The organism is Acinetobacter septicus (assembly GCF_019355975.1).
Taxonomy (GTDB): Bacteria; Pseudomonadota; Gammaproteobacteria; order Pseudomonadales; family Moraxellaceae; genus Acinetobacter; species Acinetobacter ursingii.
Genome location: NZ_CP079898.1, coordinates 505,500 through 527,607 on the forward strand (window position 1 = coordinate 505,500; position 22,108 = coordinate 527,607).

At 38.6% G+C, this 22,108-nt stretch carries 23 protein-coding genes; 15 read left to right on the forward strand and 8 right to left on the reverse strand.

Features of this window, described 5'->3' with window-relative positions; genetic code table 11:
* Positions 1-117 precede the first annotated feature (117 nt).
* From mtlD to I6L31_RS02580, 6 genes are all read left to right on the forward strand, one after another.
* Complete coding sequence (gene mtlD, locus I6L31_RS02555; protein WP_005004308.1) at positions 118-2,259, forward strand: bifunctional mannitol-1-phosphate dehydrogenase/phosphatase; 2,142 nt, start codon at positions 118-120, stop codon at positions 2,257-2,259.
* Between the two features lie 87 nt (positions 2,260-2,346).
* The gene (locus I6L31_RS02560; RefSeq protein WP_005004311.1) at positions 2,347-2,976 is read left to right on the forward strand and encodes a 2'-5' RNA ligase family protein; all 630 of its coding nucleotides are present in this window, start codon (positions 2,347-2,349) and stop codon (positions 2,974-2,976) included.
* A 3-nt stretch (positions 2,977-2,979) separates the two neighbouring features.
* A complete protein-coding gene (gene cobU, locus I6L31_RS02565; protein ID WP_005004314.1) occupies positions 2,980-3,513 on the forward strand; it encodes a bifunctional adenosylcobinamide kinase/adenosylcobinamide-phosphate guanylyltransferase in 534 nt (177 codons plus the stop codon).
* Positions 3,510-4,562 (forward strand): nicotinate-nucleotide--dimethylbenzimidazole phosphoribosyltransferase, encoded by a 1,053-nt coding sequence (gene cobT / locus I6L31_RS02570; protein WP_005004316.1) that lies wholly within the window; start codon positions 3,510-3,512, stop codon positions 4,560-4,562. Before cobU ends, cobT begins: the two co-directional genes overlap by 4 nt.
* A 6-nt stretch (positions 4,563-4,568) precedes the next feature.
* Entirely contained in the window at positions 4,569-5,174 is a 606-nt protein-coding gene (locus I6L31_RS02575; RefSeq protein ID WP_005004318.1) for a histidine phosphatase family protein, read from the forward strand.
* Positions 5,175-5,177: 3 nt separating this feature from the next.
* Positions 5,178-5,936 (forward strand): adenosylcobinamide-GDP ribazoletransferase, encoded by a 759-nt coding sequence (locus I6L31_RS02580; protein ID WP_005004319.1) that lies wholly within the window; start codon positions 5,178-5,180, stop codon positions 5,934-5,936.
* Here the strand turns inward: I6L31_RS02580 and I6L31_RS02585 are convergent.
* Both I6L31_RS02585 and I6L31_RS02590 read right to left on the reverse strand, forming a co-directional pair.
* Positions 5,925-6,617 carry an LrgB family protein gene (locus tag I6L31_RS02585; RefSeq protein ID WP_005004321.1) on the reverse strand — a complete coding sequence of 231 codons (693 nt, stop codon included), beginning with the start codon at positions 6,615-6,617 and terminating at the stop codon, positions 5,925-5,927. The two genes, I6L31_RS02580 and I6L31_RS02585, sit on opposite strands and share 12 nt — an antisense overlap.
* Complete coding sequence (locus tag I6L31_RS02590; RefSeq protein ID WP_005004324.1) at positions 6,614-7,042, reverse strand: CidA/LrgA family protein; 429 nt, start codon at positions 7,040-7,042, stop codon at positions 6,614-6,616. Before I6L31_RS02590 ends, I6L31_RS02585 begins: the two co-directional genes overlap by 4 nt.
* A 113-nt stretch (positions 7,043-7,155) precedes the next feature.
* On the opposite strand from I6L31_RS02590, the gene I6L31_RS02595 reads away from it, so the two are divergent.
* Entirely contained in the window at positions 7,156-8,055 is a 900-nt protein-coding gene (locus I6L31_RS02595; RefSeq protein WP_005004325.1) for a LysR family transcriptional regulator, read from the forward strand.
* On the opposite strand, the gene I6L31_RS02600 is transcribed toward I6L31_RS02595, so the two are convergent.
* The 3 genes from I6L31_RS02600 to I6L31_RS02610 form a co-directional block, all read right to left on the reverse strand.
* Positions 8,052-8,858, reverse strand: a complete 807-nt coding sequence (locus tag I6L31_RS02600) for an alpha/beta fold hydrolase (protein ID WP_005004327.1) — start codon at positions 8,856-8,858, stop codon at positions 8,052-8,054. The two genes, I6L31_RS02595 and I6L31_RS02600, sit on opposite strands and share 4 nt — an antisense overlap.
* Positions 8,859-8,863: 5 nt before the next feature.
* Positions 8,864-9,607, reverse strand: a complete 744-nt coding sequence (locus I6L31_RS02605; RefSeq protein WP_004987628.1) for an HD domain-containing protein — start codon at positions 9,605-9,607, stop codon at positions 8,864-8,866.
* Positions 9,608-9,750: 143 nt separating this feature from the next.
* Positions 9,751-11,361: a purine-cytosine permease family protein gene (locus I6L31_RS02610; protein ID WP_005004328.1), complete on the reverse strand. Its 1,611-nt coding sequence runs from the start codon at positions 11,359-11,361 to the stop codon at positions 9,751-9,753.
* Positions 11,362-11,581: 220 nt separating this feature from the next.
* Between I6L31_RS02610 and I6L31_RS02615 the strand changes: the two genes are divergently transcribed.
* The 6 genes from I6L31_RS02615 to I6L31_RS02640 all read left to right on the forward strand — a co-directional run bounded on the left by I6L31_RS02615 (position 11,582) and on the right by I6L31_RS02640 (position 14,759).
* Positions 11,582-11,833, forward strand: coding sequence for a hypothetical protein (locus I6L31_RS02615; RefSeq protein ID WP_005004329.1), 252 nt, complete (start codon positions 11,582-11,584; stop codon positions 11,831-11,833).
* A gap of 6 nt (positions 11,834-11,839) precedes the next feature.
* On the forward strand, positions 11,840-12,586 hold the full coding sequence (locus I6L31_RS02620; protein ID WP_035272099.1) for a zeta toxin: 747 nt from the start codon (positions 11,840-11,842) through the stop codon (positions 12,584-12,586).
* Between the two features lie 99 nt (positions 12,587-12,685).
* Positions 12,686-13,105 (forward strand): YeeE/YedE family protein, encoded by a 420-nt coding sequence (locus tag I6L31_RS02625; RefSeq protein WP_005004333.1) that lies wholly within the window; start codon positions 12,686-12,688, stop codon positions 13,103-13,105.
* Complete coding sequence (locus tag I6L31_RS02630; protein WP_005004336.1) at positions 13,102-13,512, forward strand: DUF6691 family protein; 411 nt, start codon at positions 13,102-13,104, stop codon at positions 13,510-13,512. The genes I6L31_RS02625 and I6L31_RS02630 overlap by 4 nt, the downstream gene beginning before the upstream one ends.
* A 5-nt stretch (positions 13,513-13,517) precedes the next feature.
* Complete coding sequence (locus I6L31_RS02635; RefSeq protein ID WP_005004338.1) at positions 13,518-14,396, forward strand: MBL fold metallo-hydrolase; 879 nt, start codon at positions 13,518-13,520, stop codon at positions 14,394-14,396.
* A 3-nt stretch (positions 14,397-14,399) separates the two neighbouring features.
* Positions 14,400-14,759, forward strand: coding sequence for a YidH family protein (locus I6L31_RS02640; protein ID WP_005004340.1), 360 nt, complete (start codon positions 14,400-14,402; stop codon positions 14,757-14,759).
* Positions 14,760-15,096: 337 nt separating this feature from the next.
* Here the strand turns inward: I6L31_RS02640 and I6L31_RS02645 are convergent, their stop codons facing one another.
* Both I6L31_RS02645 and I6L31_RS02650 read right to left on the reverse strand, forming a co-directional pair.
* On the reverse strand, positions 15,097-16,809 hold the full coding sequence (locus tag I6L31_RS02645; RefSeq protein ID WP_035272101.1) for an electron transfer flavoprotein-ubiquinone oxidoreductase: 1,713 nt from the start codon (positions 16,807-16,809) through the stop codon (positions 15,097-15,099).
* A 146-nt stretch (positions 16,810-16,955) separates the two neighbouring features.
* Positions 16,956-18,197: an MFS transporter gene (locus I6L31_RS02650; protein ID WP_005004344.1), complete on the reverse strand. Its 1,242-nt coding sequence runs from the start codon at positions 18,195-18,197 to the stop codon at positions 16,956-16,958.
* A 362-nt stretch (positions 18,198-18,559) separates the two neighbouring features.
* On the opposite strand from I6L31_RS02650, the gene I6L31_RS02655 reads away from it, so the two are divergent.
* A complete protein-coding gene (locus I6L31_RS02655; RefSeq protein ID WP_005004346.1) occupies positions 18,560-19,777 on the forward strand; it encodes a CaiB/BaiF CoA transferase family protein in 1,218 nt (405 codons plus the stop codon).
* Between the two features lie 130 nt (positions 19,778-19,907).
* On the forward strand, positions 19,908-20,753 hold the full coding sequence (locus tag I6L31_RS02660) for an IclR family transcriptional regulator (RefSeq protein WP_004987648.1): 846 nt from the start codon (positions 19,908-19,910) through the stop codon (positions 20,751-20,753).
* Positions 20,754-20,881: 128 nt separating this feature from the next.
* Here I6L31_RS02660 and I6L31_RS02665 read toward each other — a convergent pair whose 3' ends face one another.
* Positions 20,882-22,063, reverse strand: coding sequence for an MFS transporter (locus tag I6L31_RS02665; RefSeq protein ID WP_005004347.1), 1,182 nt, complete (start codon positions 22,061-22,063; stop codon positions 20,882-20,884).
* Positions 22,064-22,108: the final 45 nt, after the last annotated feature.

Genomic DNA, 22,108 nt, shown 5'->3' on the forward strand with positions numbered 1-22,108 from the left:
TATAAAATGTTTGATTAAAAAACATTCAAAAATGTTTCATTTATTAAATAAGCCGTTATTCTGCACAGTTTTTGTATACCCTAAATATGTGAATTATAAATAAATAGAGGTAAATGGATGCTGATTTTTCATGGTTCTGCTGTTCAAGCTGCACTTTTTGATATGGATGGAACAATGTTTGATACTGAACGATTACGGTTTCAAACATTGAAACAGGCATCTCAAGAGCTGATTGGACAAGCATTTTCCGATGAATATTTAATGCAATGTTTAGGATTAAGTGCCAAAACAGCAGAACAACTGGCTCAACAACAATACGGTTTAGATATTCCATACCAGGAAATTCGCCAGCGTGCCGATCAACTTGAACTGGAAACGGTACGTAAAGAAGGCGTTCCTATTAAAAAAGGTCTGGTTCAGGTCTTAGAACGGTTAAGAAAATCTGGATTACGTATGGCTGTTGCAACATCTAGCCGCCGCGCAATAGCAGAAGAATATTTGATTAATGCCAATGTATATAAATTCTTTGATGTGCTGGTTTGTGGTGATGAAGTTGAACATGGCAAACCACATCCTGAAATTTTTGAGAAAGCCGCAGAAAAATTAAATCTGGACACTTCACAGTGCCTGATGTTCGAAGATTCTGAAAATGGAATCACATCTGCACATGCAGCAGGTGGCATGACCATTTTGCTCAAAGATATCAAAGCGCCAAATGACAATATGCTGTCTAAAGCCGATTTTTACTTTGAGACTATGTACGAGTGTTTAGAGGATTTAGATCAATATGTCCCTGCGATGGAGATGCCGATTTTACAGGAAGCATTTCCACAGACCTTGAATCAGCTAACAGTTGGGATTCACGGTTTTGGTGCAATTGGTGGCGGATACATTGCACAGATTTTATCACATTGGGATGGGTATACGCGTCCGCAGCGCATTATTGCCTCAACGCGTAACAGTTTATATCGTGAAGCAGTCAATGCCTTTGGCACCTATTGTATTCGTTATGGCCAAGTTTCCTATGATGAACGAATTGAATATATGTCAGTGATTGATACAGACCATCAACAGCATATGCTGGATATGTATTTGGAATCATCTTTGATCGCGCTGTGCCTGCCTGAACATGCGATTGCCAGCGAGGCAAAAATTATTGCGAAAGGACTCTATGCACGTTTTGCTTCACAAGCCATGCAAAATACACGTCCACTCACTTTTTTGATTATTTTAAATAAAGTAGGAGCTAAAACCTTAGTATTAGCTCATATTCGGGAGCAATTGATCGAATTATCCAACGTGGAAATTGCAGATCAGATTATGGGACAACATTATTTCTGTGATACGGTTGTCAACCGTATGGTATCTAAACTTTCTGAGCAAAATTTGTATCGACAGCTCAAAATTAAATATAATTTTTTTAAGCAATATCAGTCTGATGTTGAGGATGAAAATGTCGAAATTGAAGATACCAGCAAGCTTTCATCTGAGCAGGAACATCAAGCCTCTTTATATATTGATGATATGCGACGTAATTTTCAGCCGAGTCATATTTTGCAGACGATGGACCTGATTTTATTTAATAGTGAAACGGATATGCCGATCTATGTCGAAAATAACAGCCCATTGTTGGCTAAAATGCGACAAATGATTGTGGTGGATAATATTGCCGATATTCAACTCATTAAAAATCGACTATGGAATGGCGTACATGCCATGTTGGCGTGGTATGCCTCGTTATTGGGACATGAAACCATTGGGGTAGCAATGGGAGATGTGCGGGTACAGTCATTGGTTGAGCACTTAGTTCACGAGATCAAGCAAGGACTTTCCGTCTGTTTGCCAAAACGAGCGAAAGATTTGGATCGACTAGCCAAGAGCTTTGTATTGTCGTGTCAATATGCTTACAAAGATCCGTGTCAGCGGGTGGCACGTGATCCTTTGCGCAAGTTGAATCATAATGAACGGGTTATGGGCTCTATTGCCAACAATCTTAAATTTGATCAACCCATCGAGAGTTTGTTATGGGGGGCAAGTTTGGGCTATTTTTATGCGATCAAGACGTTTGACATGAGTCTTGAAAATATCACCGAGCATTTGCAGTCAAATATTGCCCAATTTGATTTAGATCATGCTCTAAAGAAAAAGATTGAGCAGAGCATACAGCAGCATCTTGATCAACTCATGGAATATCCCGCGTATTTAAAACAATTCAAAAGTTTTGCTTTACCTGAAGAGATAAAGTCTTCATATGCTTAACTCACGCGCAAAACTGATCTCATCATTTTAGTGATCCCACCAAAAATCATGCTTTAATAAAGCATTCTGATTTTTGGTGTTTTTTTCTTGTATTTGAAGCCAAATGGTTGTGTCATTCCAACTTTGCATCGTGATTATTCCGAATGGCATCATGGACGTAGCATCTATGCACTTTGGTATATTTTAGTTGAGCGTGATCAATATCCAGAATTGATTGCAAAACTCGATCAATTACAAGCTTCTTTTTCAGATCTGCTATTGCCCAATTCGCAACGCCAATATCATATAACGCTGTATATTTGTGGTTTTTTGACGGAGCAAGAGCCTGTTTATAATGATGATTTTTGTATAGATTGGTTTGAGCAGCAACGCCGACAACTTTTAAAACAAACTGCATTTCAACTGAATATCAGTAAATTAAATAGTTTTAGCAGTGCTTTATTTGCTGATATTCGAGATGAAAAAAATCATCTCATTGATCTGCGACGAAACCTTCAACTTGATGATCATCAGGAAATTGCAGCTTTGCAATATCATCCGCATATTACGCTTGGGTTGTATCGTGATGCTCATTCCAGTCATATGATTCTTGACCATATACGGCAATGCCCTGAGATTAATTTAAAAATAACCATCGATCAGCTTCATTTTGGCTATTATGATGCTCAACAATTACAAGGCCCTCTACATTCTCTTTATTGCTTACAACTGGATTGATCTATGATACATCTCATTTTAGGTGGCGCGCGTTCAGGTAAAAGTCGACATGCAGAGGCTATTGCCAAAGAGCTGTCTCATCCTGTGACTTATATTGCAACTGCGCGGCCACTGGATGATGAAATGCAACAGCGTATAGACCAGCATCGTGAGCAGCGACCAAGTGAGTGGCGACTCATTGAAGAACCCATTGCACTGGCTCAGCAACTTAAGATAATTGATCAACCACAACAGATCATTTTGATTGATTGTTTGACTTTATGGCTGAGTAATCTTTTATTGTTAGATGATTGCAATCCACAGTATAGCCAGCAAACTCAAGCATGCGAGGAGTTGCTTGAACTCTTACCACGGCTTCAATCAGATATTATTTTAGTGAGTAATGAAACAGGTTTGGGTGTGGTGCCGATGGGTGAAATGACACGTCGTTTTGTTGATGAATCTGGACGGTTACATCAGCGTCTAGGAAAAATCGCAGATAAGGTCGAATTTTGTGTCGCAGGATTCCCAATGTTACTGAAAGGAGAAAAATCATGAGTTGGTGGGTAGAGCCAGTTAAAGCCATCGATGAGCAAGCTAAACAATTTGCTATGCAACGCCAGCAACAATTGACTAAGCCAACAGGTTCATTGGGTGATTTAGAGTTGATCGCTATACAACTGGCTGCATTACAAGGCACAACTCATCCGCATGTGAATCAACCGTGGATTACTATTTTTGCAGGTGATCATGGGGTGATGCAAGAAAATATTTCGGCTTATCCGCAGGCGGTGACGCGACAAATGCTACAAAATTTTGCGACAGGTGGTGCGTGTATTAGTGTAATCGCACGACAATATGCTGCCAATTTACAAGTGATTGATTGTGGTACGGTGGGTGGGTCTTATTGTTATGAAGGTGTAGAAACGCATTGCATTCGTGCTGGAACCGCAAATTTTGCAGTTGAAGCTGCAATGACTGAAGCTCAATGTCATCAGGCGATGAAATTAGGACGTGACAGTGTCGAGAAAGCCATGAGTGCGCAAACCGACATTTTCGTTGCGGGTGAAATGGGTATTGGTAATACTTGTTCAGCCTCAGCTTTGGCATGTTTATTACTCAATGAAGATGCAGAGCAACTGACTGGCATCGGTACAGGTATAGATGCGCAAAAGTTAAAATACAAAAAACAAGTGATCGATCGCGCTATCGCATTGCATCAACCCCATGTAAAAGAGGATGCTTTTAAAATAATGAGCGCAGTCGGTGGTTTAGAAATTGCTGCTATGACGGGAGCTTATATTCGCTGCGCACAACTTGGTATGCCGATGGTGATTGATGGTTTTATCAGTTCGGTTGCAGCACTATGCGCTGTGCGTTTGAATCCCGATGCGCGAAACTGGATGTTGTTTGGACATCAATCTGCTGAATATGGACATCGTCGTGTTTTAGCTGAACTAAATGCACAGCCGATATTAAACTTAAATTTACGTTTAGGTGAAGGTAGTGGTGCAGGGGCAGCGTTGGGTGTCATTCAATTGGCCTGTGCCTTACATAACCAAATGGCAACTTTTGCCGAAGCTTCAGTTTCAGGCGATCAGGTATAAAACAACATGCAAAAAGTGTGGATCATTGATGTGTTACGTCATGGTGAAACGACATTGAGCCATACTTTACGTGGTCATCTGGACGATGCATTGACACAAACGGGTTGGCAGCAAATGCAGACCACGATTGAGCAAATGCAGCCCTCTGCATGGCAAGTGGTTTTTACTTCGCCCTTACAACGTTGTGCTGCATTTGCACAAAGGTTTGCAGCACAAACGAATCTGAATTGTAATATGGATGCAAATTTTAAGGAAATGTATTTTGGAGATTGGGAAGGGATCAGTACAGGGCAGATCTATCAACAGTCACCTGAACTACTTACAAATTTTTGGCAGCAACCCACCCAATATACGGCTCCGAATGGCGAGAGTTTATTGGATTTTCAATCACGCATTCAACAAGGGTTATTCTTAGTCATTGAAAAGATGCAAATACAGCAACATGAGCATGCCTTATTGGTCACGCATGGTGGTGTAATCAAGTTATTGCGTTGTTTGGCGCAACACCAGCCATTGGATGATCTGCTGAAAATGCAGGCAAGTTTAGGGCAACTGTATCGCTTTAAAATCACTATGGATGATCAGCAACAGTTACAGATATCCGAGGAATAACGTATGTTGCCATTCTGGATTGCACTACAGTTTTTGACCGTAATTCCTGTTCAATTATCACGGATACCCAATCAGACTGAAAATGCGCGATCTGTTTTATATTATCCGTTGATTGGTTTACTGATCGGTTTGATTTTATATAGTTTGAGTTGGTTGCTGAGTCCAGTTCCGCATCTTTTGAGCGCAAGTCTTATTTTAATCATCTGGATTTGGCTAACAGGTGGTTTACATTTGGATGGCTTGGCAGATACAGCTGATGCATGGGTGGGTGGTTTCGGTGATAAACAACGTACCCTTGAGATTATGAAAGATCCAAGCTGTGGGCCGATTGGTGTGTTAAGTCTGATCGCAGTCTGTTTGCTTAAATGGGTCTGTATTTATCTGTTACTTGAGCAACATTTAGCGCTATTTTTGATTTTTGTACCTTTGCTTGGGCGAGTTGTGCCATTAATTTTATTGCTCACCACACCCTATGTTCGTGAAAATGGTCTGGGACGGCACTTAGCTAAGGATTTACCTAAAAAAAGTGCTTGGCTGATAAGTTTGATGGTTTTACTCAGTTTGCTCTACTGGAAATTACAAGGTGTTTTAAGCTTACTTGTTTTTGTGACGGGATTGATTTATTTGCGACATCTTTTTATCAAACGTATTAATGGCATCACAGGCGATACCATCGGAGCAAGTATTGAACTACTAGAAACAGCTTTATTACTCAGTTTTATTTTAAGCGGCTTTTATTTATTAATGTTTTCAGGTCAGTAATTTAACAATAACGTGAACCAGAAAAGGGCCTGTAATGACCATAAAAATGCCTGCCAATACCATGGTTAAACTTGCAATGACACCTTCTTGCTTATTGCGCATATATGCTTTACTTGTACCAAAACCATGCGCAGCATTGCCCAGAGAAGCGCCGTTGGCCAAATAAGACTTGAGCTTTAATCCAGCTAAAATAAGATCGCCAAAGATGATACCTACAACGCCAGTCAAAATGGTAAACAAAATCACCAATTCAACCGAACCGCCAATATGTTGCGTGAGTTCCATGGCAAAAGGCGTAGAAATCGAGCGAGACATGAGACTATAAGTGGTTTGCTGATCAAAATGAAACAAACGCGCCAGATAAAAAGCACTCAGCATACCTGCCGCCATTCCTACGATAATACCCATACAAATAGACAATGCATGCTGTTTAATGATATCGCGGTATTCATAAATCGGAATCGCAAATGCTACTGTGGTTGGTCCTAACATCCATACGATCCAGTGATTATCTTGCATATAGGTGGTATAAGGCACATGAAAAATCATGAGTAGCGCCATAATCAAGCAAGGAACTAAAATTGCAGGTGCAAAAGGTAAATAAGGCAAACGACGATAAATGGGTTTGGCCAAGATATAACCGAAAAGTGTTCCAACAAAACATATCAAGGCAATATTCATGATTTTAGCTCATGTTGATGTAGCATTTTATCTTGGCTACGTTGTTTGAGTCGTGATTCCAATTTAAAGCAAAAATGTACGGTATAGGCGGTGAATACCATGACACACAGAGTACCGAGCACAATTGCAGTTATTAATTGCCAGCCTTCAGCTATAAATAAACTTTTATAGTTGATCAGTCCAACGACACAAGGAATGAAAAACAGCACAAGTTCGGCTAGCATGAAGTCCGAACCAGTTTTAATCCACTGTAATTTAAACACACCACTTACAAGCCCGATCAAAACTAGAAAAAGCCCAATAACGCCTGCTGAAACAGGCAGATTTAGTGCTTGTTGCAAGAGTGATCCAATCCACCAGAAAATAAGTAATAAACCAATCTGGATGATCACTTTGGCAAAATATGCAAGGCTGGAATAAGACAACGGATCACCTATAAACTCTATGATGTGTTTGGAATAGAACAATTGTAAATGGAGTTGTTATGCCATATTATGAATAATAAAAAATTAATTATGCTTTTATGGAATGGTCGTAAATGGATATTAAAACCCTAAAGATTTTTGTACAAATTGTACAAAGCCAAAGTTTTACGGCAGCAGCGGAGCAACTCTATATGACGCAGCCTACCGTCAGTAAAGCCATTGCTGCATTTGAACAGGATTTAGCTACGACCTTATTTAAAAAAGGGGAAGCAGGGCGTAAACGTGAAGTGGAGCTGACATATACGGGTCAGCAAATTTATCAACATGCGCTTACTATATTGGATGAACAAAAAAAAATTTATGAAACATTAGAAGATATAAAACATTTAAAAAAAGGAAAATTGACTTTGGGTGTACCACCTTTGGGTTCGGTGTTGCTTACCTCACTGATCGCATCGTTTCATAAACAATATCCTGATATTGAATTACAATTTATGGAAGTGGGATCAAATGCCATTTCAGAAGCAATTCTCAACCGAACTCTTGATGTAGGTGTGCTTTTAAGTAATCACAATCCTATTCTTGCAGAAATTCCGATCGTAGATTCATCCTTGTGTTTATTGTCCGCGAAACATTCGAGATGGAAAAATATACAAGAGGTGAGCTTAGCTGATTTAAAAGAAGAATCTTTTCTTTTATATGACGATAGTTTTACCTTGAATAACCTGATTATTCAGGCGGCACAGGTGGAAGGATTTCAGCCAAAAATTGTATGTAAAAGTAGCCAATGGGATTTTATTGCCAAAATGGTTGAATTCTCGATGGGCATTGCGCTATTGCCACAAATCTATTGTGAGCAACTTGATCAAAGTAAGTTTAATATTACGCCTTTAGCCAATACTTCTTTGCGTTGGACACTAAGTATGGCATGGAATACCTCTGTGCCGATGACCGCTGCGACTAAAGCATGGTTAAGTATTATTAAGGCACATCAAGATCAAATTCGTTTTTAGTTAAGCCAGTTTAGGATAACATCGATGACTTGTTCTGGCTGTTTAATCCAGACGCTATGCTGATTGCCTTGAAGACTTGGTCTTAAATCGAGCTGTTTAATTTGAGGATGACTATAATATTGAGTTAAGCCCATTAATGAGGACATTGGTGCCCATTCATCGCCCTTCATTTGAATAAAAAGAGCTTGGTTATCTGAAACATGAGTTGGCTTTAAAATATGATCATATGTTCCTGTCAGTCCAGTTTTACACCAATCCTGAATAAGAGATTTTGCTTCTTTATTGCCAAAGCCAACCTTTTTTCCTGGTAAATAACCGTAAATTTGAATGAGAAGGCTGAAGACTGAGATTGCTTTTAAGATTTGAATCTTACCATTTAAATCCCAGTAATGTAGTCCAATATTGCCTGTTGCGATCCCAATCACTGTAATATCATGTTGTTGGCTATACAATGTAGCCAAATGCCCACCTAAACTATGTCCAAGTAGTACCACGTTTTGTTGTGAATGAGGTTGTGGGGCTAAGTTTATAAGTTGCGGAATAAAATCTTGCAATAAATCTCTATATCCATAATCAAAGTGACTAGAAACTTTTGGTATATTTCTGCCACATCCGGGATAATCAGCTGCTATTGTATTAAATCCCTCCGTATTTAAACCCCTGATCAGTTTTTGATATTTATCAATTTCAACACCGATAGCAGGAAGAATAACGATCGTTTTTGCATATTGATTGATGATATTCACTTCGGCATAAATCCCATCAAATTTTGGAAAGTGAATAAGCTTTTGAATACATTCCATATATTTTATTCCTTAAATGGACTAAGTTGAATCAAGTTGCTGAGACCCAGTTTATTCAAAAACGCCGTTCTAGAATGTGGATGACGTTTTATTTCTTCTTGAATATATGCTTTAAAAGAAGTGTTAAATTTTTCACGAGGATAGTTTTCCAAACACTGTTTTTGGAATTGTTTATCAATGAGATGGAGTTCCGATCCAATCACATCACAGCTGGTTCCTTTTTGTAGCATGATCACTTCTTTAGGCTGACTCATATCTGCAAAGCCATTCATATGCAAGCATATTGCATCAGCGATTAAATCAGTTTTTTCTTTAGGGTAATGGTGATACTTACAAAGTTGTTCAGCCTGCATTGCACTATTAAGAGTAAAACACTGACAATTCGAGGTTTTATGTTGATCAATTAAACCAATATCGTGCAAAAGGGTAGCCACTAAAAAAGCTTCATTGTCATATTGCCATCCATGAATTTGGCTAAAAGCGATTCCCCAAAAATAGCTCCGCCATGAATGATAAATTAAAGAGGTTTTTTTGGTTTCTTCAAGCTGTTCAATCGCTGCTTTGACTAAAGTACTGTCAGGTAAAATAATCTTGTTAAAATCAATAAAAATTGTTTCTCGTTGTTTCGGCAAGAGGTGTTGTAGTAAATGCTGCGTGGTTGGGATGAATGTTTTCTGTAGAAGATACAGCTTTTCTTTTAAAGTCATTTGACCACGTTTTTCTTGCGCCCAATGATACGATCCTAGCATTATAATAATTCCATTAAAATTAGAGTAATTACTCTAATTTTTGCGGTGATTAAAATCAAGTCCATTCAGTCATAAAAAAGCCCTGACAATTCAGGGCTCAGTTAAATTTTTATTTTGCTAATACAATTTTGTTATAGAACTCATTATTTTTCCATCGTTTTACACAGTGAGCAGATCACGCCGTTATGTTGGTGTGAATACATCACATCTGGGCGTTCATAATCTTGATCACAAGCTACACACGCATACACGGTCGCAACAGGTGTACCTTCAGCGTCAAAACGAGGCTCATTGATCCCGTCATCATGCTTTTTAATATAATATTTACCCTTAGTCAGTAAGCCCATGACAGGGGTAAGTACGAAGCCAACGATCAAAGCAATCAGTGGAGAATAAGAAGAGAGGAAATCACCTAATAAACCGAAGAAAGCTGCAATGGATAAACCTGCTGCTGCACCAAAAGCCACCAAACCAACAGGATTAAAGTCATACAGCATTTCACGGCGATATTCAGGCTGTTTAGGTGAAAGCTTTAATAAGTATTTATTGATGGCAATATCCGTTGCAACGACAACGACCCAAGCGATTGCGAAGTTTGAGTAAAAGCCTAGAATTTTACCCAGTACCGCAAACATGTTGCCTTCCATGAGCGCAAGTGCAACAGCCAGATTGACTAATACAAATACAATACGACCCGGATATTTTTTGCTGATACGGGTATAAGCACTTGTCCAAGCCAAAGAACCTGAATAAGCATTGGTCACGTTAATTTTAATTTGAGAGATCACCACCAAGATAACTGCCAATGCTAAAGCTAACCAGCCCGGTAACATATCATGAAATGCCGCATTGAACTGTTGAACAGGCTCAGTCGCATTAATCCCTGGTAATTTGGTGAATAAGTAAAAACCTAAGAATGCACCAATAATTTGTTTAATCGCACCCAAGATGACCCAACCTGGACCCGCCGAAATGACTGCGGCCCACCAAGATTTACTATTTTCTTTAGTTTTGGCTGGCATAAAGCGTAAGTAGTCGATTTGTTCACCAATCTGCATAATTAGCGATAAGCACACACCAGCACCGAGCATGATTGCTGCCATATCCATAGGCGCATAACCACTATTACCTGCATAAGTCGCAAAAGAACCAACCAGATTGGGTTCTTTATGAATCAAATAAGCCACAGGGCCAATCATCAAAATCAGCCAGATTGGAGTTGTCCAAACTTGTAACTTACTTAGGGCTTTCATGCCATAGATGACTAAAGGAATGACCATAATCGTGGAAATAAGGTAACCTGCCCACAAAGGAATACCCAGTCCAAGCAATAACCCTTGCGCCATAATGGAGCCTTCGAGCGCAAAAAAGATAAAGGTAAAGCTTGCAAAGATAATACTGGTAATGACTGAACCAAAATATCCAAAACCTGCACCACGAGTGATCAGATCGAGGTCAATATTGTAGCGGGCAGCATAATAGGCAAGAGGAATACCTGTGATAAAGATAATAATAGCAGCGAATAAAATCGAATAAATCGCGTTGGTCGTACCATAAGTCATCCCGATACTTGCACCAATAGAGAAATCTGCAAGATATGCAATACCACCAAGCGCCGTGATGGCGACTACTTTGGGACTCCAGCGACGAAAGCTATGCGGTGCATAACGTAATGTATAATCTTCAAGTGTTTCATTTGCTGCATTATTGGGTTTGGTTGCATCAAAAGAATCCGTTACTGATGTGTCGTGCATTCTTTATGACCTTATTTGAGTGGTAATATGGTGCATAAAGCAAGCAATGTGCCAATCTCATTATCAATCTGATGAGCTGTAAGCAAAGAGTAGAATATGAATGGCTTAACGTGAATAGAATAAATAATCTATAAATCAGAAAAATGGTCGTCAAATAGACAATTTTCAAAATTATGCTAAGATAACTAGAAACGTATTTAATCAATACGGGAGATTAAGCATGACAGCATTTGTTCCCATGAAAGCCAGTTTAAGAGAGGATGAAATGATTCCACATCTTGCTGTGGAGGCTTTTCGTCATGCGTTTTGTCAAGCTTCACAATCAGCTTCTGTAGTGTATGCCAAAGACCAATACTTGCTTAAGCAATCCTGTAATGGCGAGACACAAATCTTGAAAAATATTTCATCTTATTATACTGACATCGCCGTGTCAGAAACGACATTAAAACGTAAGAAAAAAGTGGCATTCTAATTTTTTATGCCACAACCCAGAATAAGGATGTTTGCAGGTCCAAATGGATCTGGTAAAAGTACCATTAAAGATTATTTGTTACCGCGACATATTGGTGCGTATTTAAATGCCGATGAACTGGAAAAACAACTCGTTCAGGATCACTGCTTTTCATTGACAGATTTTCATGAAGCACTTGAAAGTCAGCAGCTTATCAATTTTCTAAAATCAAAAAAACGTAAAGTGCAACAGACAATGATGCCTTTACTGACTAGCAATCCGATTATTTTAGCAAATGGAAAAATTGCTTTTGAAGCAAGTGAAATTGATTCATATCTAGCAGCAAGAATTATTGATTTTATTCGTATTCAATTTATTGAGTTAAAAATTAGCTTTACCTTTGAAACAGTCATGTCGCATAGAAGTAAGGTTGAGTTTCTTCAACATGCTAAAGCACAGGGCTTCCGTACTTATCTTTATTATGTTTCTACTGTTGATTCTGATATCAATATCAGTCGAGTACAGTATCGCGTGAGTCAAGGTGGTCACGATGTTCCAAGAGATAAAATTCGAACGCGCTATTTGAGAAGTATGGATTTACTATTAGATGCAATAGATGCCTCAGATCGAGCCTATATATTTGATAATTCTTCTGATGGTACTCAAGCATCTTTTTTAGCTGAAATTGAAAAAGCAGAAACTTTAAAATTAAATAAGAACCTGCAACATTTCCCTAAATGGTTTGTAGATCGTGTACTTAAGGAATTTATGTAGTTAGATACGATTTTAATCAATTGAAAAATGAGTCAAACGTGCATTGATTAAATTACGTAAAAATATATTATGTTTTTATATATTGTTTGAGCTAGAACCATGCATAGTTTCTTGTTGGCTTTTTTGGGCGGCGTATTACTTGGAATAGCCGTCGTTGGTTATCTGTATGTGAATGGTCGTATTGCAGGCATCAGTGGTTTACTTGCACAGGTGATAAATCCTGAAACAATAGCCAAAACACCTGCAATCTGGTTTTTACTTGGCTTATTGATTACGCCGTTCGTCGTTTCTTATTTTTATACACCACAGATTAAGATCAGTTCCAATCCTTTTCAATTAATCATTGCGGGTTTATTGGTCGGTTTTGGTACGCGTCTGGGATCGGGTTGTACCAGTGGGCATGGTATTTGTGGAATAAGTCGTTTATCCAAACGTTCAATATTCGCAACAATCATATTTATGTTTGCAGGCTTTGTTACAGTTTATGTGATGCGTCATTTACTGGGAGGCCTATCATGAAAAATATATTTGCTTTTTTATTTGGCTCTCTTTTTTCATTGGGTCTAATAATTTCAGGGATGTCTAACCCTGAAAAGGTCCTCGCTTTTTTAGATATATTCGGCACATGGGATGCAAGTTTGGCATTTGTGATGATCGGTGCAATTCTAGTGGCATTTATTCCATTTCAAAGAGCAAAAAGACATCCAATAACATTATTCAAAGAAAAAATTGAGTTACCTCAGAATCATCAAATTGATCAAGATTTAATTGTAGGATCATTGATTTTTGGTATTGGGTGGGGGATAGCAGGAATTTGTCCTGCTCCCGCGTTAACCTTAATTGGACTCGGATATGCTCAGGCTCTATATTTTATTGGAGCAATGTTGATTGGCATGATACTTCATCGGAAAATAAGAGGTGTTTAAAAAATATGAATACTCAGAAACCGTTGATTAAAAGTTTTTTTGATGAAGCGACTCATACTTTTACCTATGTGGTGAGTGACCCAGATACTAAACAAAGCGCGATTATTGATAGTGTACTGGATTATGATGCAGCTTCGGCCACAACTTCTACTACTCAGGCAGATAAAGTCATTCACTATGTTCATGAAAATAGCCTAAGCATAGAATGGATTTTAGAAACTCACGTCCACGCCGATCATTTAACTGCTTCACAATATCTAAAAAAGCAACTCGGCGGCAAAATCGCCATGAGTGATAAAATATCTATTGTTCAGCAAACCTTTAGTCAAATTTACAATCTTGATATCAAATACTTTAACTTGCATCAGAGTTTTGATTACTTATTTGCAGACGGTGAACATTTCAGTATTGGTCATTTAGATGCGTATAACATTCCAACCCCAGGACATACGCCCGCCTGTTTGAGCTATGTGATAGGGGATGCTGTATTTGTGGGGGATACACTGTTTATGCCAGATTATGGTACAGCACGTTGTGATTTTCCCAATGGAAGTGCAGCACAGCTTTATGATTCAGTTCAGAGATTATATGATTTGCCTGAAACCATGCGGATGTTCTTGTGTCATGATTATTTACCAGAAACACGTGAATATTTTATCGGTGAAACTGATGTAAAGACACAAAAGCAATTCAATATTCATATTGATCAGACGACTGCAAAATTAGATTTTATTAAAATGCGAGAGGCTCGGGATGCTAAACTTGCAATGCCTAAACTGATTTTGCCCGCGATTCAGGTCAATATGGATGCAGGAAAGTTTCCCTTGGCTGAATCGAATGGTCAGTCTTATTTAAAGTTACCATTGAATTATTTTAAAGTCTGAGTCATGTCAAATTTAGAAGATCCCCGTGTATTACTTGCTCTTGAACGAACCTTATTGGCATGGAATAGAAGTAGCCTCGCTTTAATTGCATTTGGATTTTTAATCGAAAAATCGACCTTGTTAATCCATCTGATTGATCCTGTTCGCTATCACGATAAGATTTTATTTAATCGCTGGCTCGGTGTACTGGTGATCGTTTTGGGATTAATCATTAGTATCTTATCGATTATTCAGTATCGAGTTGCACTGAAGTCACTTACGCCGTTAGAAATGATTGAAGGCTATCGAACTAATTTACCCATTCTATTAAGTTACTTCACGATACTCAGTGCGATTCTGCTAATTATTTCTTTCTGGATGTAATTTTTAAGCATAGCCCCCTTGGGGACTATGCTTACCTAAAAAATGATATAAAGCACTAATAATGATTAGTGTGCATATATAAGTCTGAAATCGTTCAAACTTATATATTTGGTTTGGTCGTATTTATTGATGACCATATTTTGAAACGTCAGCATATTTACTGATAACTGGTTTAAGTCAATTTCATACCGATGCAATATAGATATAATGCACATTGCATAAGGTATGAAAAATTATTAAAGCTTCACAAGCATCAGCCGAATGTTACATCTTCGGAAACAAATGACATGTTAGGGTATGAGAAGTGATTATAGCTTCGCAAGAATGACCCCAATATTTACATATTTGGGTAGTTTGGACCACCACCACCTTCTGGCGTAACCCAAGTAATGTTCTGTGATGGATCTTTAATATCACAGGTTTTACAGTGCACGCAGTTAGCAGCATTGATCTGAAACCGTTTAGAGCCATCATCATTTTCCATAATTTCATAAACACCCGCAGGACAGTAGCGTTGAGCAGGTTCGTCCCATTTCGGTAAATTGATGTTTACAGGAATTGATGGATCAGTAAGTTTCAAATGCGCAGGCTGATTTTCTTCATGTACAGTATTGGAGATAAAGACCGAAGACAAACGATCAAAGGTTAATTTACCATCTGGCTTTGGATAATTCGGCTTGAATGTTGCTGTATCCACCGTTTTTAGTACAGCAAAATCTTGTTTTAAATCATGTAAAGTAAAAGGAACTTTAAAAACATTTTGATCGATAAAATTAAATGCACCACCAATCCACTGACCAAACTTATGCATAGCAGAACCAAAATTACGTGCTTGATATAATTCTTGTTTCAGCCAAGAATTATCATACTTTTTCGTATAGTTAGTCAGTTCTTTATCAAAATGATCATCGCCTTCCACTACACGAGCAATGGCTAAATCACCACCTTTGGCAACACCCGCAGCAATCGCTTCAAATACAGCTTCTCCACATAACATGCCAGATTTCATCGCCGTGTGTGAACCTTTGATTTTTGAGAAGTTTAAAAAGCCAGCATCATCGCCAATTAAGCATCCGCCCGGAAATGTTAGTTTAGGCAGAGAATTAAAACCACCTTTAACGACCGCGCGCGCGCCATAGGAAATTCGCTTACCGCCTTCTAAAAATTGTTTAATCGTTGGATGAGTTTTCCAGCGCTGCATTTCCATAAATGGATACATATGTGGATTTTCATAAGATAAATCCACAATCAGACCTAAAGTGACTTGGTTATTCTCAGCGTGATATAACCACCAACCACCCGCAGTACCTGTTTCAGATAATGGCCAACCCGTACCATGCATCACTAAACCTGATTTGTGTTTTTCAGGATCAATTTCCCATAATTCTTTGATACCAATACCGTAATGTTGCGGATCCGCATCTTTATCCAGATTAAATTTGCTAATTAAGCGCTTTCCTAAATGTCCACGACAGCCTTCAGCGAATAAGGTGTATTTAGCATGAAGCTCATAACCGGGTGTGAAATGAGGGGTAGGTTCGCCATTTTTAGCAATCCCCATATCACCAGTCTGGATGCCTTTTACCGTACCATCTGGATGATAAAGAATTTCAGCAGCTGCAAAGCCTGGGAAAATAGAGACTTCGAGTTCTTCTGCCTTTTGACCTAGCCAACGCACCACATTTCCCAAAGAAACGACATAGTTTCCTTCGTTATGCATAGATTTTGGAACCATCCAATATGGAACTTTTTGTGCTTTTGTGTCAGATAGAAGAAAATAAGTTTCATCCTGTGTAACAGGAACAGTTAATGGTGCGCCTTCTTGTTTCCAGTTTGGAAAGAGTTCATTGATCGCACGTGGTTCAAGTACTGCACCTGAAAGAATGTGTGCACCTACTTCAGAGCCTTTTTCTACGACACAGACAGAAAGATCAGGCAGATTATTTTCAATGGCTAATTGACGGATTTTAATCGCAGCTGATAAACCCGCAGGGCCTGCACCAACGATGACAACATCAAATTCCATTGATTCTCGTTCAAAATTATCCATAATAAAAAGAAATTTAGTTTCGCTTGTCGATATTTTAATTTGTTATTTTTAATAAGACAAGGCTTTTTAATGATAAAAAAAGCCAGTAGGGCTAATACTGGCTATAAACTGAAATCGATTTAAATTGTTATTAATATCATGATTAATTAAGATTTTTGCGGATCAAATTGTTTCTCTTTAATAAACAGCGCTGGAATCACACCACAAATGAAGTAAGCTGCGCCCATGACCACAAAACCAAGTCCAATAGAACCACCAGAAGCCAAGAAACCAATGGTTGCTGGGGCAATGGCTGCACCTAAACGTCCTACGTTATAAGCACCACCAATGGCTGTACCACGAATTGCCGTTGGGAAGCTTTCAGTCATATAGGTTGCATTTACGCCGTATGGAATACCGTATAAAAAGCCAAAGATTACCAATAAATATAAAATGTTGTCTGGTGAGTTATAGAACACAATTAAAGGTAGGAAGATGGCTGTACCAATTGCACCAAATGCATAAGTAAAACGACGACCTAATTTATCTGCCATGAACCCAGCCAAAATTTTACCTAAAATCATGGCAGTATATGTACCAACCATATAGGCAGTCATTTCTTTAAACTTCATCCCAAGTTCACTTTCAAGGTACGATGGCATCCAGTTATTTACACCATAATAACCAAACTGCAAGAAGCCTGCGGTGAGTGCCCACAAGATAAACATATTGCGGTTACGTTTATCCTGAAAAATCAGTTTAAATGCAGATTCTTTTGGCTGTTCATTATTTTGGATTGGTTGTAAGCGTGCTTGCTGCCATGCTGCTGGTTCAGGTACAAGAATTTGCATCAATACAGCCATGATCACAGGAATGATCGCAATAAAAAACAGCATGCGCCAGCCATGCTCAGGAATAATCCAGCCTGCAAGCAAGGTTGCTACGATATAGCCGACTGTCCAGCCTGCTTGTAATGTTCCCAAAACTGTAGTGCGGTAGCGTGTAGGCACATATTCAGCCATCAGCGTATTACAGGCAATATATAAAGAACCTAAGCCGAGTGAAGCAAAGAAACGTAAAATTCCAAACTGTAAAAAGCTGTGAGTTAAACCTAATCCACAGGTTAAGATGGAAAATGTCAGGATAGAAATAACGACGATACGAACACGCCCAAAACGGTCAGAGGCCCAACCGCCGAAAATCCCACCAACCGCCATACCTGCTAAGGTAAAACTTCCTAACATCCCCGCTTCGACTGAAGTTAATCCGAAATCTGCTTTAATACTATTTAAGCTATATGAAAGCAGCATCAGATCAGCACCATCAACCAACAGTACTAAAAATGCAAATAGAAATGCAATTTTCCATGTATTTGGTCCAATTTTGGACGTCAGTTTGTTTGTGTTCACAGCAGTTCCTTTACCACAGAGGAGATTCCCAAAGCACAACACCGAATTTTTAGTGATTTAAAAATCGGAAAATTTATGTGGGAGATTTCTAAAATTTTTCGGATAGTAAAACAAAGAGTCAAATAAAACAATAATTATAAAAATAAGTATCGCACAGCGATATTTTATTATGTATATTAAATTTATGTTTTTTAATGAAAAATTTTGTGAAAAGCAAAAACTACGACTTTAGTCGTGAACTGCTCAGTATTTGCTATTACAGGTAATGGGTGTATATTAGTTATTTAATATCGCTATGCGAAACTTAATATTAATTTTTAATATTAATTCTTTTGCTGATTCTGATCGTTATAGGAAAAAATATGGGTGCTCTAGAAGGATTTCGTGTTCTAGATTTAAGTCGGGTACTAGCAGGACCATGGTGTGGTCAAATTTTGGCAGATTTGGGTGCTGAAGTCATTAAAGTTGAACGTCCTAAACGTGGCGATGATACGCGTGCATGGGGACCACCATGGATGAAAGACGATGAAGGACGCGATACACACGAAGCGGCATATTATCAATCGACTAATCGTAATAAGCTTTCTGTCGCCATTGATATCGCAACTCCTGAAGGGCAGGAAGTGGTTCGGGCTTTGGCGCTTGAGTCAGATGTTGTGATTGAAAACTATAAGACAGGTTCATTAAAGAAATATGGTCTGGATTATGAAACTTTATCTAAACTCAATCCCAAATTGATCTATTGTTCAATCACGGGTTTTGGGCAGACTGGTCCTCGTGCTGAAGAACCGGGTTATGACTTTATCATTCAAGGCATGGGCGGACTGATGTCCGTGACGGGTGAAAAAGATGACTTACCGGGTGGCGGACCACAAAAATTAGGCATTGCATTTTCCGATATTACAACAGGTTTGTATTCTACAATTGCGATTCAGGCGGCTTTACTCAATCGAAATATTACAGGCTTGGGGCAATACATTGATATGGCATTGCTTGATGTGCAAATTGCAACATTGGCTAATCAAGGGATGAATTATCTTGCATCAGGTAAAGTGCCTGGTCGCTATGGTAATGCCCACGCCAATATCGTGCCTTATCAAGTGTTTAAAGCTTGCGATCGCGATTTTATTATTGCCTGTGGTAATGACACACAATTTATTCAGCTCTGTCAGGCAATTGGTTTGCCAGAACTTCCGAATGATCCAAAATTTACTCGAAATGCGGATCGTATCAAGCATAGAGGAGAGATTACCGATCTACTTTCAACACATTTTGCAAGCAAAACAGCTGATGAATGGGTTGCTGCAATTCATGCGGCAAAAGTCCCTGTCGGTGTGATTAATAACCTAGAGCAAGCATTTGAAGAACCACAAGTCGTGGAACGGAAAATGTTAGTCGATATGCCACATCCACAACGTCAACATTTAAAAGTGATTGGTTCTCCAATCAAAATGTCACGTACACCTATTGAGTACAAACGTGCGCCACCGATGTTGGGACAACATACCGATGAAATACTTTCAAGGATCTTATCTAAATCAACACTGGATGAGTTAAAATCGAAAGGGATTGTAGAATAAGATTACAAAAAGGCGGTAATAGCAAAAGAAGTAAACGTTTTTGTACATGCTTCTTTTGCTATTGATAGAATAAATAGATTATAATTTTCGCATTGCGAAACATTAATAGATTTGAGTGCGCTCTAATACCATGACTGATTTAAACGAAACCGAACAAACGGAAAAACTACTGGTTCCGCTACGCCATGAATTACTTCATCCTATTGAAGACATGCAAGAAGAGGACGATCGTCAGTTTATTACTGCACTTGCACGTGGTTTAGAGCTTTTACGTTGCTTTTCAGCCAAACAGCCACATTTGGGTAATCAAGAATTATCACAAATGACGGGGCTACCCAAACCAACGATTACGCGTTTGACCCATACATTGTCGCGTTTGGGTTATATTCGCCAAGTACCAAATTCAACTAAATTTCAATTATCTGTAGGTGTTTTGGCTTTTGGTTATTCGATGCTTGCCAATGTCTCGGTAAGATCTATTGCTCAGCCTTATATGAAAGAGTTGGCTGATTATGCGGGCGCTGCGGTGGCCATGTCGACGCGTGATCGTCTGAATATGATTTATCTGGATGTAGTGCAGGGCAAAGGCAATGTCACCATGCGTCGTCAGGTTGGAACCTATTTGCCCATTCACTTAAGTTCGATGGGTCGTGCCTGTCTAGCCGCAATGCCTGAAGATGAACGTGACTTTTTACTCAATGCAATTCGCCTTAAACACAAGGAAGACTGGATCAAGATCAACCGTGATCTGGATAAAGCATTTAAAGACTATCAGGATTTTGGCTATTGCTTTTCTATGGGTGATTGGCATAAAGATGTGAATTCGGTCGCGGTGCCTTTATTGCATGAGCAACATGGTCTTTTAGTCTTTAACTGTGGTGGTCCAAGCTTTATTATGAAACGTGAAAAGCTAGAAGAAGATATTGCACCGCGTTTATTACACATGGTCAATAATATAAAAACTGAAATTGGTTAATTTTATTTTTTATAGATTTCTTAAATCATTCCTTTTTATTTCTCTTTTGGGAGAAAATAAAGAAGGTTTAAATGATGATGAAAAAAAATCAGATATTTAACCAGTAATACTCAAAATATTACTGGTTTTTATTTATCCATAATTGGGGAAAGTTTTGCATCTCGAAGACAACAATAAAGTGCTAAAATAGCAAAAATAATGCCTAATATACATACTCCATTCCAACCAAAATGCCGCCATGCATAGCTTCCAGCGGTTGTGCCAACTGCGCCACCTGTAAAATAGCCAGTCATATAAATTGCATTGAATCTTGATCTGAGTTGTTGATTAAGCTTAAACACGATGCTTTGATTGGTAACATGAACTGCTGAAAGACATGAATAAATTAAAATTGTCGCAATCACATAATAAACAAAAGAAAACGGCAATAAAGTAAATAACAACCAACTTAAAATCAGACCAATACCACAGCTAATTGAAATCTTATGAATATAACCCTGATCGATATATTTACCTGAAAAGTTGGCAATAAATGTCCCAATAATTCCCACAAAACCAAATAAACCAATGGTAAAGTCACTAAAATAATAAGGTGCAGGAGCAAGTAAAAGCGACATCGTGGTAAAGGTCATGCTGATTCCTGCAAAGGTTAAAAAACCAATGTAGGTTCGACGACGTAAACGTTGATTTTGTTTAAAAATAACAGGAATGGAACGAATGGTTTTAAAATAACTTTCGGACTGCGTAGCAGGAAAAGAGCCGATTTTATTATATAAGACAACTGCTATGATGAGTAATAAAAAGCCACTAATCTGATAGATAATATTCCATGCAAACAATGTTGACATTAGTCCTGATAAGGAACGTGCCAATAAAATACCAATCATTAAGCCGCTAATCAGAAAACCAACGACTCGACCACTGTGCTGAATGGGGACTAAACTTGCAGCCAATGGTAATAAAAGTTGTGCAGAAACCGAAAATAAGCCTGTAATTAATGTACCAAACATGATCCAGCCAATATGGCTAGAAAATCCACTGATCAATAAGCCCAAAGAGGCGAGCAGCATTAAGATAAATAATAGTCGCCTTTTCTCAAGGATATCTCCTAGAGGCATTAACAAAAGCAGTCCACTGGCATAAGCGATTTGCGCGAGTGTAGGTACCCATGCAACGGTTGTTTCTGAAAGATGTAATGCCACTGCCATTGAATGGATTAGGGGCTGACTAAAATAATTACTTCCTGAGCAAATACCAGCCGCAACTGCCATCAAAATAACGGTTGGTGTATAGATACTCGACGATTTCATGCAGGTTCACTTGAATTTTTTTAGTGCAATTTTTGATTACACATA